The following is a 14099-nucleotide window of genomic DNA, read 5'->3' as shown; positions in this document are numbered from 1 at the left end:
CCCGAGGGGTGCAGGACCATCGGGCCGGGCACCGCCGAACAGGTGGCAACACCCCGCCACGACTGCCCGAAGTGGGTCTCCCGTCACTCCTGACCGGACTCCTCCAGCGGCGCACTGTGCCACTTCCACGAGGTGACCCGGGTCCGGCCGGGCAGCTCCGCGCGGCCGGTGGCCCAGAGCAGGACGGTCCACCGGTCGGCGTCCTTCGGGGCGTCCGGGAACAACCGGGCCAGCACCCGGTCGCAGAGACCGGCGGGCGGTGCCCAGGGGACGCCCAGACCGGCGGCGAGGTCATGCGTGTGGACAAGGGTCTCCAGGATGCCCATGGCGGCGAAGCCCTCCGGGTCGGACACCCCGTAGGAGTGGTACGAGCGCAACTCGGGCGAGGCCGTCCGTACCATCGCCGCGAGCAGCGCGCCGCTCGCCTCCAGCGTCCGGAGCAGGCCGGCGGGTCCGGCAGACCGGTCCGCGAAGACCGCGTTCGCCGGACCCCCCTGGTGTTCGCTGTTCCAGCGGTACGGGACATACGCGTCCAGCGGGGGCCGCTGCGGGCCCAACTGGGCCGCGTAGGAGAAGAGATCGTCGCTCAGGTGCTCCGTGGTCTCCCAGCAGTTCCACTCCAGCGCTCCGGCCGGGACCAGCCAGTCGCTCACCGAGGACCCGCGAAGCGCGTCGACCGCGAGACGGACCGCGGTGGTCACGTCGTCCGCGGTGACCGGCAGCCGGGTCCCGGTCAACGCGGCCCGTTCCGCCGCACTGCACTCGACACAGAACTCGTTTCCCTCCGGATCGGCGAGCGTCGCCCAGCCCCGGCCGTTCGGCTTGCGGTGGTCGGCCACGAGGGTGGCGCCCAGACCGAGCAGCCGCTCGACCTCTTCGTCCCGGGTGCGGTCCTGCGGCTGAATGTCCAGATGGAGACGGTTCTTGGTGCTCTTCGGCTCCGGCACCGAGATGAACAGCAGCGCGGCGCCGGGGGTTTCGACGAGCGCTTCGGGATCGCCGGGCGCGTCCTCGTCGGAGAGCGGCGCGCCGAGCACCCCGGACCAGAAGCCGGCGAGCTCGTAGGCGTCGGCGCAGTCGATCGTGATGTGACGTACGAGTGAGGTCATGGGCCACACTGTCGTTGGTGACGGCCTCGCGGTCCACCGATTTCAGGAGAGGGAGCGGGCGATGGACGCCGCCCACCCCCTCACCGGATCACCTCACCGGAGTGAAGTCCCGCGCGCCGATGAACTCCGGACGCCGCGCGGGTGCCGCGAACGGCTCCTGGGCGGCGTTCTCCACGCTGTTGAAGACGATGAAGACATTGCTGCGCGGGTACGGGGTGATGTTGTCCCCCGAGCCGTGCATGCAGTTGCAGTCGAACCAGGTCGCCGAACCCGCCCTGCCCGTGAAGAGCTTGATGCCGTGCCGGTCGGCCAGCTTCGTCAGCGCCTCGTCCGAGGGGGTGCCGGCGTCCTGCATCTTCAGGGACTTCTTGTAGTTGTCCTTCGGCGTCTCGCCCGCACAGCCGAGGAACGACTTGTGCGAACCGGGCATGATCATCAGCCCGCCGTTGGTGTCGTGGTTCTCGGTCAGCGCGATCGACACGGACACCGCCCGCATGTTCGCCAGGCCGTCCTCGGCGTGCCAGGTCTCGAAGTCCGAGTGCCAATAGAACCCCGAAGCGCCGAAGCCCGGCTTGACGTTGATCCTGGACTGGTGGACGTACACGTCCGAACCGAGGATCTGCCGGGCCCGGCCCACCACGCGCTCGTCACCGACCAGCCGGGCGAAGACCTCGCTGATCCGGTGGACCTCGAAGACCGACCGCACCTTCTGCGACTTCGGCTCGATGATCGAGCGCTCGTCGGCCCGCACCGCCGGATCGGCGATCAGCCGGTCCAGTTCGGCGTGGTAGGCGGAGACCTCGTCCGGGGTGATCAGCTGGTCCACGGTGAGGAATCCGTCGCGCTCGAAGCCCTGCAGATCCTTCACGGCGACCGGCCCCGGGGCACCGGGCGCCGACCAGATGACCGGGTCCTGACGGGGAGTGATCATCTCGGCCGCGCCGCGGGTGGGGTACGGATCGGTGCGTACATCGGTGGTCATGGTTCAGCCCTCCTCGGTCAGCAGTGGGTAGACACCGTTCTCGTCGTGCTCCTCCCGTCCGGTGACCGGAGGGTTGAAGACGCAGACGCAACGGAAATCGGTCTTCGGTCGCATGGTGTGGTGCTCGTGCCCGTTCAGCAGGTACATCGTGCCGGGGGTGATCCAGTGCTTCTCGCCGGTCTCGTCATTGGTGAGCTCGGCCTCGCCCTCGATGCACAGGACGGCCTCGATGTGGTTCGCGTACCACATCGATGTCTCGGTACCCGCGTACATCGTGGTCTCGTGGAGCGAGAAGCCCACCTTCTCCCGGGCGAGCACGATGCGCTTGCTCTCCCAGGTTCCGGAGGCGGCCTTCACATGCCGGTCGGTGTTCTCGATGTCACTGAACGATCGGACGATCACGGTGGTTCGGTGCCTTTCTCTCTGCGGGGGTGTTTCTCGTCGGACCCGCGCCGGGTCGGTCCGGGTCCGGGTCGGGTTCAGGCGGATTCGCGGACCGCGCGGGCCAGCGTCCGCAGGCCCTCGTCCAGCTCCTCGGGGGTGACGGTCAGCGGCGGCAGCAGCTTCACGACCTCACTCTGCGGACCGGAGGTCTCGACGAGGAGGCCCAGCTCGAAGGCGCGGGTGCAGATCGCGGCGGCGCGCGCCTTGTCGGTGAACTCCATGCCCCAGACCAGTCCACGACCTCGGAACTGCGCGCCGAGCCGGGCGTGTTCGTCGCAGATCGCCAGCAGCGCCTGCTCGACCTGCTCGCCGCGGGTCAGGGTCTGCTTCTCCATCTGGCCGTCCGCCCAGTAGGCGTCCAGCGCGGCCGCGGCCGTGACGAATGCCGGGTTGTTGCCGCGGAAGGTGCCGTTGTGCTCGCCCGGCCCCCAGACGTCCAGCTCCGGTGTGAACAGGCAGAGCGACATGGGCAGTCCGTAGCCGCTGATGGACTTGGACAGGGTCACGATGTCGGGGGTGATGCCGGCCTCCTCGAAGGAGAAGAACGCGCCCGTACGCCCGCAGCCCATCTGGATGTCGTCGACGATCAGCAGCATGTCGCGGCGACGGCACAGATCGGCGAGCGCCCGCAGCCACTCGGGGCGCGCCACATTGATGCCGCCCTCGCCCTGCACCGTCTCGACGATCACGGCGGCGGGCTTGTTGAGACCGGAGCCCTGGTCCTCCAGGAGCCGTTCGAACCAGAGGAAGTCGGGCACCCGGCCGTCGAGGTAGTTGTCGAACGGCATCGGGGTGCCGTGCACCAGCGGGATGCCGGCCCCGGCCCGTTTGAAGGCGTTGCCGGTGACGGCGAGCGAGCCCAGCGACATGCCGTGGAAGGCGTTGGTGAAGGAGACGATCGACTCCCGCCCCTTCACCTTGCGGGCCAGTTTCAGCGCTGCCTCGACCGCGTTGGTGCCGGTCGGGCCGGGGAACATCACCTTGTACGGGAGATCACGCGGGCGCAGCACGTTGTTCTGGAAGGATTCCAGGAAGGCCCGTTTCGCGGTGGTGGCCATGTCGAGGCCATGGGTGATGCCGTCGCGCTCGATGTAGTCGATCAGCGCGCGCTTCAGCACCGGGTTGTTGTGGCCGTAGTTGAGAGATCCGGCGCCGGCGAAGAAGTCGAGGTAGCCGTGGCCGTCCTCGTCGGTCAGACGGGCGCCCTGCGCACGGTCGAACACGGCGGGCCAGTTGCGGCAGTAGCTCCGTACCTCCGACTCCAGGGTCTCGAAGACACTCAGCGCGGGCGGGGTGATGGTCACAGGGAATCTCCTGCTTGAGGGGGGTGTGTGACGGGTGGCGGTGCGGGTGCGCTCACGCGTGGAACGGGCCGATGCGGTACAGCACTTCGGGGAGGTGCGTTCCCTCCGGGAACAGCCCGCCGTCGAAGAGCACCTCGCGCTCCAGGGCCACGTCGTGGCGCCGCGCGTAGGAGGTGAACAGCCGGTCCGACGCGGTGTTGTCCGGGGTGACGGTCGTCTCGACCGAGGCCAGGCCCTGCTCGGCCGCGACCCGCGAGGTCAGCGCGTCCAGGAGCTTTCCCGCAAGGCCGGTCCCACGGTGGGCGTCGTCGACGGCCACCTGCCAGACGACGAGCGTCTCTGGACGGTCCGGCCGGATGTACCCCGTCACGAAGGCGACGGGCTCGCCGGTCTCGTCGCGGCAGACCACGGAGGTGGCCGCGAAGTCACGGCACCACAGCAGGTAGCTGTACGAGGAGTTGAGGTCCAGGACCTCGGAGTCGCGGGCGATGCGCCAGATCGCGGCTCCGTCCTCCACTCGTGGGGTGTCGATGGTGAGGAATTGGCTTCGGGCACGTGCAAAATCTGCGGGTGCGGCGGTCATGGGAATTGAATTTACCGAGCAAATTTCGAAATTGCATCGATGCGAGGGGTTGGGTGGGGTGATCCGCTGTGCTATCACGCGGGCGCGGGCCCCGGCGCGATCCGGTCGCACTTTCCCCTGTTTTGGGCGCTATGTATCCGGCATAACGGGCGTGATGTGGAGTCGGTCACAAGGTCATAACTCTCGGGTGACGCATCGGAATTGTGTCGATCGAGCCCGGATCGAGGTCCTGGAAACTCGGGTGTTTAGGGTCAGGGAAAGCGGGCAGAAGAATGCGGGGAGCTGCTCTGAATAAAGCAGCTCCCCGCATTTGTTGAATACCGGCGTTCCGGTGTGCGTTTATTCGCTCGGCCAGGTTTCCGAAACGGCTTTGCGGGCAGTTTCGAAGTCGACCTGCCGGCCCGCATCGGCCAGCGCCGACCCCAGAGCCGCGAGCGAGGACTGCACCGCGCCCCGCGTCGCATCCACACCGTAGTGATTGACCCGGATCATCTCCTTGGACAGCGCGCCCCCGCCCGCGATCAGCGGCAGCGACGGGTCGGCCGCGAGCGCCCGCGCGACCAGCTCGGCGGCGTCGACTCCCTCGGGGGCGCGCAGGGTCGTCGCGACCGGCGCCGCGTCCCCCGCCTCGTGCACATACGGCGACAGGCCCCCGCCGAGTGCCACCGCGCCCGCACGCGTCGCCGCGGCGGCCGAGGCGTGGCGGGCCATGAGGGCGTCCAGGCCCTCGGCCTCGATCCGCTCCACGCAGGCCTCCAGCGCCAGCATCTCCAGCTGGGCGGGGGCGTGCAGCAGCGTCCTGCGACCGCTGTCGATCCAGCGCTCCTTCCAGTCCAGGAGCGAGAGGTACGAGCGGCGCGGGGCCTGCGGGTTGGCCGCGATCCGCTCCCAGGCGCGCTCGCTCACCGACACCGCCGACACCCCGGCCGGGCCGCCCATCGCCTTCTGCGCGCCGATCACACAGAGGTCGACGCCCCACACGTCCGGCAGCAGCGGCTCCGCGCCCACCGAGGCGACGGCGTCCAGCATGAACAGCGCCCCGTGCGAACGGACCACCTCGCCGATCTCGGCGACCGGATTGGTGTTCCCCGTTGCCGCCTCCGCGTGCACCAGGGAGACGAAGTCGATCTCCGGGTGCTCGGCCAGTGCCCGCGCCACCTGGTCGGCGGTGACCGCCGTGTGGAACGGAACCGCGAGATCGACGACATTGGCACCGCAGTCCCGCAGCCAGTTCCCGAAGGTCTGCCCGTACGGACCGGTGACCACGTTCAGCGCGGTCGAACCGGGCCGGGCGCCGCCCCGGATGCAGCCTTCGAGGGGGAGCAGCGCCTCGCCCTGCATGATGACGACGTCCTGCTCGGTGGCGAGGAGGCCGGCCACCCGCTTCTCGATGGCCGCGAAACGCGGGGCGGTGAGAGGGGCGAGGTCGAGGAAGGGGTGCGTCACGGTGGTGCTCTCTTCGGATCGGGTCGGTGCGCCGCGGGTGCCGCGTACGGACAGTGCTTCCGTCGAAGCGTACCCAGGGGGCCGGGCGCGGCCTCGTACAGTGCTGTTCATGAGCGATCACACGGCACCGCGGGTGCTGCACGTGAAGGGGCGGGTGCTCGTCGGACCGGAGGACGTCCGGGACGAGCTCTGGGCCGTCGACGGACGGATCTCGTACACGAGGCCGCCCGGCGCGGACGAGGCGGTGACCGTCACCGGCTGGGCGCTGCCGGGGCTGGTCGACGCCCACTGCCACGTCGGGCTCGACCACCACGGCGCCGTCGACGAGGCCACCAGCGAGAAGCAGGCCGTCGCCGACCGGGAGGCGGGTGCGCTGCTGCTGCGGGACGCGGGTTCGCCGGCCGACACCCGGTGGATCGACGACCGCGAGGACCTCCCGAAGATCATCAGGGCCGGCCGTCACATCGCCAGGCCCCGCAGGTACACCCGGAACTACGCGTACGAGATCGAGCCGGACGAGCTGGTCGCGTACGTCGCCCAGGAGGCGCGCCGCGGCGACGGCTGGGTGAAGCTGGTCGGCGACTGGATCGACCGGCAGGTGGGCGATCTGACCGCCTGCTGGCCGCGTGAGGCGGCCCGGGCGGCCATCGCCGAGGCGCACCGGCTCGGCGCCCGGGTCACCGCGCACTGCTTCGCCGAGGACTCGCTGCGCGATCTCGTCGAGGCCGGGATCGACTGCATCGAGCACGCCACCGGGCTGACCGAGGAGACCATTCCGCTCTTCGCCGAGCGCGGTGTCGCGATCGTCCCCACGCTGGTCAACATCGCCACGTTCCCCTCGCTCGCGGCGGGCGGCGACGCCAAGTTCCCCCGCTGGTCGGACCATATGCGGCGGCTGCACGAGCGGCGATACGACACCGTGCGCGCCGCGTACGACGCCGGCATTCCGGTCTTCGTCGGCACCGACGCGGGCGGGGTCCTCGCCCATGGGCTGGTGGCGGACGAGGTCGCCGAACTGGTCAAGGCGGGCATCCCGGCCCTGGACGCGCTGTCGGCGACCACCTGGGGTGCGCGTCGGTGGCTGGGGCGGCCGGTGCTGGAGGAGGGGGCCCCGGCGGACCTGGTGGTGTACGACGAGGACCCGCGGGCGGACGTACGGGTGCTGGCGGCGCCGCGACGGGTGGTGCTGAACGGGCGGGTGATCGGCTGAGGGCGGCTCACGAGGCCGCCTTCCGGCCGGGGTGTGCCGTGTTGACCGGCAGTTACCGCATCGCTGCCGGGCCGTTGAAACACCTTGGCGCGCACCCCGGCGTAGTCGATGCCTGCGCCGTCCGCGCTCAGCGGATCGGGTGACTCCGAGGAACGAACGTACCGAGATATTCGAATACAGGCGCGGAAACCCCCCTTTGGGGTGAACTCACGTCAGGTGTCTGACGGTTCACCCTCTGTGCGTAAAACTTTCGGGGTCGAGGTCACCGGCGCTCGCGATGTCCCCCATTGGACGGTGCCGGTGGCTCCATATCTCTTGTGGGGGTTCCACCATCTTGAACAGCAACACCTTCCGCCTGGCTGCCCTGGCGGTCGCCGCCGCTCCCGTCGCCCTGCTGGTCGCCGTCCCGGCGCACGCCACCACCGCGACCAGCACGACCACCGGCGACGGGAAGGCGAGCGCGGTCGTGCTCCGTACCGCACTCGACGTCTCGCTCCTGAACAAGACCATCGATGTGCCGCTCAAGGCCACGCTCAATGAAGTGCAGGCACCCGCCAGTGCTGAGAAGACCGCGCTGAGCGTGCGGCTCGACGGGGTGGACGGCGGACGGCCGTTCAGCGTCCTGAGTGCCGATGTGGCCACCGCGAAGGCCACCGTCGGCAAGCACCGGGCCGAGGGCTACAGCAATGTGGCGAAGGCCCGGGTCCATGTGCCCGGACTGCCGCTGCTCTCGCTGATCGAGGTCGAGAAGGTCACCTCCAAGGCCGTCTGCGAGGTGGGCAGGAAGCCGGTCGCCGAGTCGAACGTGCTGGGACATGTGTCGGTCCTCGGCAAGCGGATCGACCTCGGCGCGGGCGGCACCACGCAGGTCCAGGTGCCGGGCGTCGGCGAGGTGACCCTCGACCTGTCGAAGACACACACCACCTCGCGCACCGCGGCGGCGGTCGCACTGCAGCTGAAGGTCTCCGTCAACCCGCTCAAGCTGAACGTCGCCGATGTGCGGGGCGAGGTCACGCTCGCCGAGGCGACCTGCGAGACCCCGAAGGGACCGGGCGGCGACAACGGCGGTGCGAGCAACGGTGGTTCCGGCAACGGCGGCGCGACCGGCGGGAGCACCTCCGGCAGTACGTCGGGCAGCACCTCCGGTGCCACCGGTGGCGGTGACGGCGGCCATGTGAAGCCCCAGACCGGCACCGGCCACGCCCCGGCCGTCGACTCCAACCTCGCGGAGACCGGCGGCAGTTCGGCCACACCGTACATCGCGGGCGGCGCCGCCCTGCTGCTGGCGGCGGGCGCGGGGGCGATGGTCGTGGCCAGGCGCCGCGCCCAGGGCTGACCCCCGCACGGCTCAAGGCCCGAGGGGGGCAGACGTAGCCAGGAGGGGAGCGGGGAGCGGCGTTCGTGTGACGGAGCGCCGCTCCCCGTGGGCCGACCGGTCAGCGTGTGACCGCGGTCAGCGTCTGCAGCGCCTGGTCGAGCGCCTGGAGGAAGCGGTTCGTCGTCGCCCGGTCGCGTACCGCCAGCCGCAGCCACTGCGGGCCCAGCCCCGGAAACGTATCTCCACGCCGTGCCGCGAACCCCAGCGCCCGCAACCGCTCCCGTACCTCGGCGGCCCCCTCCAGCCGCACCAGGACGAACGGCCCCTCGGCGGGCTCCGCCACCCGCAGTTCGGAGAACTCCCGCAGTCCCGCGACCAGATGGGCCCGGTCCACCGCGATCCGCTCCGCCGCGGCCGCCGCCTCGCCCAGGGCCCGCGGCTCCATGCACGCCTCGGCCGCCGCCAGCGCCGGGGACGACACCGGCCACAGCGGCTGCGCCCTCTCCAGCACGCGGATCGTCTCCGGGGCGGCCAGCACGTAACCGATCCGCAGCCCCGCAAGCCCCCAGGTCTTGGTGAGGCTGCGCAGCACCACGAGCCCGGGGACGTCCGGGCGTCCGCAAAGTGCCTCACGCTCGCCCGGCACGGCGTCCATGAACGCCTCGTCGACCACCAACATCCGCCCGGGACGCGCCAGTTTCTCCAGCACGGCCGCCGGATGCAGGACCGAGGTGGGGTTGGTCGGATTGCCGACCACCACCAGATCCGCGTCCTCGGGCACGGCCGCCGGGTCCAGCCGGAAACCGTCCTCGGCCCGCAGCAGTACCCGCCGCACCTCGTGCCCGGCCGCGCGCAGCGCCGCCTCCGGCTCGGTGAACTGCGGATGGACGACCACCGGACGGCAGGCCGGCAGCGCCCGTGCGATCAGTACGAACGCCTCCGCCGCACCCGCCGTCAGCAGCACGCGCTCCACCGGAAGCCCGTGCCGGGCCGCGACCGCCGCCCGCGCCGGACGGCCGTCCGGGTAGGCGGCGAGCGTGCCCAGCGACGCGGCGATCCGCTTCTGCAGCCAGGCGGGGGGCGTACCGGTCCGTACGTTGACGGCGAGATCGGTCAGATCCCGGCCCCGTCCCCGTACTTCAGCGTCACCGTGGTGCCGCAGATCGTGCGTGCCCGCGCCTGTCGCGTCGGGGCTTTCAATGTGAGTGTGCATGACCGCCATGGGGGTGATGGTGATGGTGGCCGTCGTCGTCGGGGTGGAAGTGCGGCTGCTGCGGCAGCCCCACCTTGTCCTCGAAGCCCGGCAGCGCGATCCGGTACACGCAAGAGTCGCAGTTCATCCGCAGATCGCCCTCGACGGCCTCCCGGTAGCGCTCCATGACCAGGTCGTACAGTTCCTCGGCGGCGCCGATGACCTCGGCCGAGCGGACATCCGGCTCCGGGTGGGCGGCGGCCCACTCCTCGGTCTGACGACGCACCCGGTCCGGCAGGATGCCGGTGAAGAGGAAGTACGGCAGAACGACTATGCGCCCGGCACCCAGCTTCACGCAACGGTCGAGACCGGACGGTACGTCGGGCGCCGCGAGCGAGACGAACGCCGTCTCCACCCCCGCGTAACCCCGGCCCTCCCAGAACAGCCGCGCCGCCTTGTACACCTCGGCGTTGGCGTCCGGGTCGGTCGAACCGCGCCCCACCAGCAGCACCGTCACCTCGGACCGGTCGGTGTCGCCCAGCACCTCGTCGACCCGGCGCTCCAGCACCTTCAGCAGCGCCGGGTGCGGGCCGAGCGGACGGCCGTAGGTGTACGAGATGCCGGGGTGGCGCTCCTTCTCACGGGTCAGTGCCGCCGGAATGTCCCCCTTGGCGTGCCCGGCCGACACCAGCATCAGCGGCACGGCGGCGAAACGCCGGACACCGCGCCCGACGAGCTCGGTCACGGCGTCACCGAGGGGCGGCGGGGACAGTTCGATGAAGCCGCCCGCGACGGGCAGTTCGGGGTGGCGCTCGCCCAGTTCCGTCACGAAGTCACGGAACGCCGCGGCCCCGCCCTCGTCCCTGGTGCCGTGGCCGGCGATGAGCAGTGCGGGCCGGGTGGCCGGGGTGGTCACAGGTTCTCCTCGGTGGTCGTGCGCGGTACGGGGTGGTACAGCAGGGCGTTGAGGGCGGCGGCGGCGACGGCCGAGCCGCCCTTCTCGGACACATTGCTCACGGCGGGCAGACCACTCTCGCGCAGCGCCGCCTTCGACTCGGTCGCGCCGACGAAACCGACCGGCAGCCCGATGACGAGCGCGGGCGCGGCATCGAGGACGAGCAACTCCTCCAGCGCGGTCGGCGCGTTGCCGATCACCCAGATCGCGCCGGGTCCGACCCGCTCGTACGCGAGCCGGATCGCGTGTGCCGAACGGGTCAGCCCGGGGCCCGACCGGGCCTCCTTCAGCCGGCACACGGTCTCGCGGCGGGTGATGCCCGCCGCGACCATCTCCACATCGGTGACGACCGGCGCACCGGCGTGCAGCGCCGCGTGCGCGACGACGAGCGAAGCCTCGTCGCAGACCAGATCGGTCGCGTACGCCAGATCCGCCGCGGAGTGGATGACCCGCTCCACGACGGCCCGGGTCAGCGGTGCGAAGTGCGAGGTGTCCAGCCGGGCGCGCAGCCGCCGGTAGGACTCCTGCTCGATGGGGTGAACGGTTCTCTCCCAGGGCCGGTTCATTAGGCTCCCTCCCGCGCCGGGGCCGTGGTGGCCGACTGCCAGCGGTAGCCGCGCGGTGTCACCATGCGGCCCGCGATCTCCCGGGTGGCCGTGTTGCCGACCGTCACGACCGTCATCATGTCGACCGTCGCCGGGTCCAGAGCGGCCAGCGAGGTCACCCGGCTGCTCTCGTCCGGGCGCGAGGCGTTGCGCACGACACCGACCGGCGTCGCCGGTTCCCGGTGCTCGGACAGGATCGACAGGGCCTTCGGGAGCTGCCAGTCGCGGCCCCGGCTGCGCGGGTTGTAGAACGTCACGATGAGGTCGGCCCCGGCCGCCGCCCGGACCCGGCGCTCGATGACCTCCCACGGCGTGTGCAGATCGGAGAGGCTGATCGACACGTGGTCGTGGCCCAGCGGGGCGCCCAGGATCGCGGCAGCCGCCAGCGCGGCCGTCACACCCGGCACGCCCACCACGTCGATATCGGCGCCCGCCTCGGCGAGCGCGGGCGACGCCATCGCGTACACGCCCGCGTCACCGCTGCCGATCAGCGCCACCGCATGCCCCTTGCGCGCCTCGGCGACCGCGGTGCGGGCCCGCGCCTCCTCGGCGCCGAGCCCCGACTCCAGGACGGTGGTGCCGGGCCGCAGCAGGTCCCTGATCTGGTCCACGTACTGATCGAGCCCGACCAGCACCGAGGCCCGCCGCAGTTCGTCGCGGGCGCGCGGGGTCAGCAGATCGCGCGCACCCGGGCCGAGACCGACGACGGCCAGGCGCCCGCGCGGGCTGCGGCGCACCACCGCACACGTGGCCATCGCGGCCCGCCCCTCAGGCGCCGACTTCCGCTTCGGTACGAGGAGTTCGCCCCCCGCGGCGAGCGCGGCGGCCTCCGCCACGGACGGCGTGCCGACCGCGGCGAGCGGCGCGCCCGACGGGTTGGGCACCTCGATACGGGCCAGCTCCTCGGCGGCGTACGTCCGCAGCGGTACGCCGAACCGCTCGGCCGCCGCGACGATCCCCGGCTCGTCCGCCTTCGCGTCGACCGTCACCAGCTCCGCGATGCTCAGCGGCGAGAGCCCGGCCTCGTCCACGGTGTCGAGGATCAGCCCGACGACCTCCTCGACCGGTGCGCCCCTGGACGCACCGACCCCGACGGTGAGTGACGCGGGCCGCAACACGGCGGCCGGAGAACCGAGTTCGACGATCCGGTCGGTGACATGCAGCACCGCAGGGCCCCCGGCACCGGGAGACACGTTCGGCGGCAGCGGCGGCAACGGGCGCACCGCGTCCGCGCGCAGCTCCACCGGAGCCCCGTCGAGCATCGCGCGCGACACGCCCGCCACGTCCCCCTCCACGGGGAGGCCCAGCATGTCCAGCCCCGGCACTCCCGCCGCGTCCGTCGCCGTCGTCACGACCGGCGCCGCGCCCAGCACCTCACCGACCGCCTCGGCCAGCGCGTTCGCCCCGCCACCGTGCCCGCCGAGCAGTGCCACCGCATGGCGGCCCGCCTCGTCGACGCAGACGACACCCGGGTCCGAGGACTTGTCCGACAGCAGCGGCGCGAGCAGCCGCACCACGGCCCCCGTCGCCAGGAAACACACCAGTTGCTCGCACTCGGCGAACGCCCGCTGCACGGCCTCGCGCACCGGTCCCTCGTAGACCGCGGTGCGGCCGGGCCACGCCGCGGCCAGCCGGTCGCGGGCGACGGTGCCCGCCGCCGTGGCGGAGATCAGGCCGATCACTGGGTTGCTCCTTCACTTGCACGAACCGCGGGGCGGGTGCCCCACAGCAGAAAGACCGGGTTGGCCGCGGCGAGCCGCGTCACCTCGCCGGGCAGCGGTGCCAGTCGGGAGGACTGCAGCAGCACGCCTTCGGGCACGAGCCCGGCACCGGCCAGTGCGGCCCGCACCTGCGGCACCCGGTCCAGCGCCGCCAGCGCCACCACCACCGAGCGCCGCGCACGCCGGGCGCACGCCGTCACGATGGCGGGCAGTTCACGCCCGCCGCCCCCGATGAACACCGCGTCCGGCTCGCCCAGACCGTCGAGCACGGCGGGCGCGGAGCCGTGCACCGCACGGACGTACACCCCGTGTGCGGCCGCGTTCGCCCTGATCCGCCCGACCCCGTCCGGGGTCTTCTCCACGGCGACGGCGGCCGCGCCGAGGCGCGCGCACTCCACCGCCACCGAACCCGAACCCGCGCCGATGTCCCACACCAGGTCACCGGTGCGCGGCCCCAGCCGGGCCAGCGCCAGTGCCCGCACCTCGAACTTGGTGATCATCGAGTCGCGGTGCTCGAACTCCGCCTCGTCCAGTGCCCATTGCCCCGGCCCGGCGGATGCTCCCGCGATGGTCCGTACGGGCGAGAGCACCCGGGACTCGTCCAGGCACAGCACCACGCTCACCGGATCCGGCCAGTCACGGGCCAGTACCTCGGCCGGAGTCAGTCGCTCCACGCGCTCCCGTTCCGGATCGCCGAGCGCCGTCGCGACGACCAGGGTGCGTCCCCCGGCTCCGTGCACAAGACCGGCCGCCAGCTCCGCGGGCCCGGCGCCGGGCCCGGTCAGGACGGCCACCTTCGGATGCGCCAGACACACGTTCACGGCGGTCCTCGGGTCGCGGCCGTGCGCGCTGACCACGACCGCGTCGTCCCACGCCAGCCCGAGCCGGGCGAACGCGACCGCGACGGACGGCGCACCCGGCCGCACATCGAGCGCCTCCGGCCCGAAACGCTCCGTCAGCGCCCGTACGATCCCGAAGAATCCGGGGTCGCCGGAGGCCAGCACGACCACCCGCTCACCGGCCTCGGGCGCGCGCTCCGCGATTCGGTCGAGCGCGGGCGCCAGCGGACCGAGCACGACGCGCCGCACCCGCTCCGGCAGCCCCGCGGCTTCCAGATGGCGCCGGGCGCCGACCACCAGCGTGGCCACGGTCAGCGCCTCCCGGGCCTCGCGACCGAGCGGCTCGCCCGTCCCCGTACCGAAGACCCGGATCGGCGCGGCGGTACCCGTA

The 14099-nt window shown here is 71.9% G+C and carries 13 protein-coding genes; 2 read left to right on the top strand and 11 right to left on the bottom strand.

Translation table 11 applies throughout. The features are described 5' to 3' along the window. Window positions 1–83: 83 nt before the first annotated feature. The 6 genes from ACZ7L9_RS00450 to ACZ7L9_RS00425 all read right to left on the bottom strand — a co-directional run bounded on the left by ACZ7L9_RS00450 (window position 84) and on the right by ACZ7L9_RS00425 (window position 5868). A complete protein-coding gene (locus tag ACZ7L9_RS00450; RefSeq protein WP_471411156.1) occupies window positions 84–1109 on the bottom strand; it encodes a VOC family protein in 1026 nt (341 codons plus the stop codon). Between the two features lie 88 nt (window positions 1110–1197). Further along, window positions 1198–2091, bottom strand: a complete 894-nt coding sequence (gene thpD, locus ACZ7L9_RS00445; RefSeq protein WP_471411155.1) for an ectoine hydroxylase — start codon at window positions 2089–2091, stop codon at window positions 1198–1200. Window positions 2092–2094: 3 nt separating this feature from the next. Next, window positions 2095–2493: an ectoine synthase gene (locus ACZ7L9_RS00440; RefSeq protein WP_471411154.1), complete on the bottom strand. Its 399-nt coding sequence runs from the start codon at window positions 2491–2493 to the stop codon at window positions 2095–2097. A 77-nt stretch (window positions 2494–2570) separates the two neighbouring features. After that, on the bottom strand, window positions 2571–3839 hold the full coding sequence (gene ectB / locus ACZ7L9_RS00435; RefSeq protein ID WP_471411152.1) for a diaminobutyrate--2-oxoglutarate transaminase: 1269 nt from the start codon (window positions 3837–3839) through the stop codon (window positions 2571–2573). Between the two features lie 52 nt (window positions 3840–3891). Further along, window positions 3892–4356 carry a diaminobutyrate acetyltransferase gene (gene ectA / locus ACZ7L9_RS00430; RefSeq protein ID WP_471412713.1) on the bottom strand — a complete coding sequence of 155 codons (465 nt, stop codon included), beginning with the start codon at window positions 4354–4356 and terminating at the stop codon, window positions 3892–3894. A gap of 405 nt (window positions 4357–4761) precedes the next feature. Next, the gene (locus tag ACZ7L9_RS00425; protein ID WP_471411150.1) at window positions 4762–5868 is read right to left on the bottom strand and encodes a pyridoxal-phosphate-dependent aminotransferase family protein; all 1107 of its coding nucleotides are present in this window, start codon (window positions 5866–5868) and stop codon (window positions 4762–4764) included. A 133-nt stretch (window positions 5869–6001) separates the two neighbouring features. Here ACZ7L9_RS00425 and ACZ7L9_RS00420 point away from each other — a divergent pair, with 133 nt between their 5' ends. Beyond that, window positions 6002–7078, top strand: a complete 1077-nt coding sequence (locus tag ACZ7L9_RS00420) for an amidohydrolase family protein (protein ID WP_471412712.1) — start codon at window positions 6002–6004, stop codon at window positions 7076–7078. 334 nt (window positions 7079–7412) lie between these two features. Continuing rightward, window positions 7413–8414, top strand: coding sequence for an SCO1860 family LAETG-anchored protein (locus ACZ7L9_RS00415; RefSeq protein WP_471411148.1), 1002 nt, complete (start codon window positions 7413–7415; stop codon window positions 8412–8414). 100 nt (window positions 8415–8514) lie between these two features. Here ACZ7L9_RS00415 and cobC read toward each other — a convergent pair whose 3' ends face one another. The 5 genes from cobC to cbiE are packed head-to-tail and all read right to left on the bottom strand — an operon-like array spanning window position 8515 to window position 14080. Beyond that, window positions 8515–9609 carry an Rv2231c family pyridoxal phosphate-dependent protein CobC gene (gene cobC, locus ACZ7L9_RS00410; RefSeq protein WP_471411147.1) on the bottom strand — a complete coding sequence of 365 codons (1095 nt, stop codon included), beginning with the start codon at window positions 9607–9609 and terminating at the stop codon, window positions 8515–8517. Beyond that, the gene (locus tag ACZ7L9_RS00405; protein WP_471411146.1) at window positions 9593–10504 is read right to left on the bottom strand and encodes a sirohydrochlorin chelatase; all 912 of its coding nucleotides are present in this window, start codon (window positions 10502–10504) and stop codon (window positions 9593–9595) included. Before ACZ7L9_RS00405 ends, cobC begins: the two co-directional genes overlap by 17 nt. Next, window positions 10501–11109, bottom strand: coding sequence for a precorrin-8X methylmutase (locus ACZ7L9_RS00400; protein ID WP_471411144.1), 609 nt, complete (start codon window positions 11107–11109; stop codon window positions 10501–10503). The genes ACZ7L9_RS00405 and ACZ7L9_RS00400 overlap by 4 nt, the downstream gene beginning before the upstream one ends. Then, the gene (gene cobJ, locus ACZ7L9_RS00395; protein WP_471411142.1) at window positions 11109–12830 is read right to left on the bottom strand and encodes a precorrin-3B C(17)-methyltransferase; all 1722 of its coding nucleotides are present in this window, start codon (window positions 12828–12830) and stop codon (window positions 11109–11111) included. The genes ACZ7L9_RS00400 and cobJ overlap by 1 nt, the downstream gene beginning before the upstream one ends. Next, window positions 12827–14080 (bottom strand): precorrin-6y C5,15-methyltransferase (decarboxylating) subunit CbiE, encoded by a 1254-nt coding sequence (gene cbiE, locus ACZ7L9_RS00390; RefSeq protein WP_471412711.1) that lies wholly within the window; start codon window positions 14078–14080, stop codon window positions 12827–12829. Before cbiE ends, cobJ begins: the two co-directional genes overlap by 4 nt. Between the last annotated feature and the right edge of the window lie 19 nt (window positions 14081–14099).

The organism is Streptomyces sp. NPDC111516, from assembly GCF_055635345.1.
This window is presented reverse-complemented; position numbering and strand designations above follow the sequence as displayed.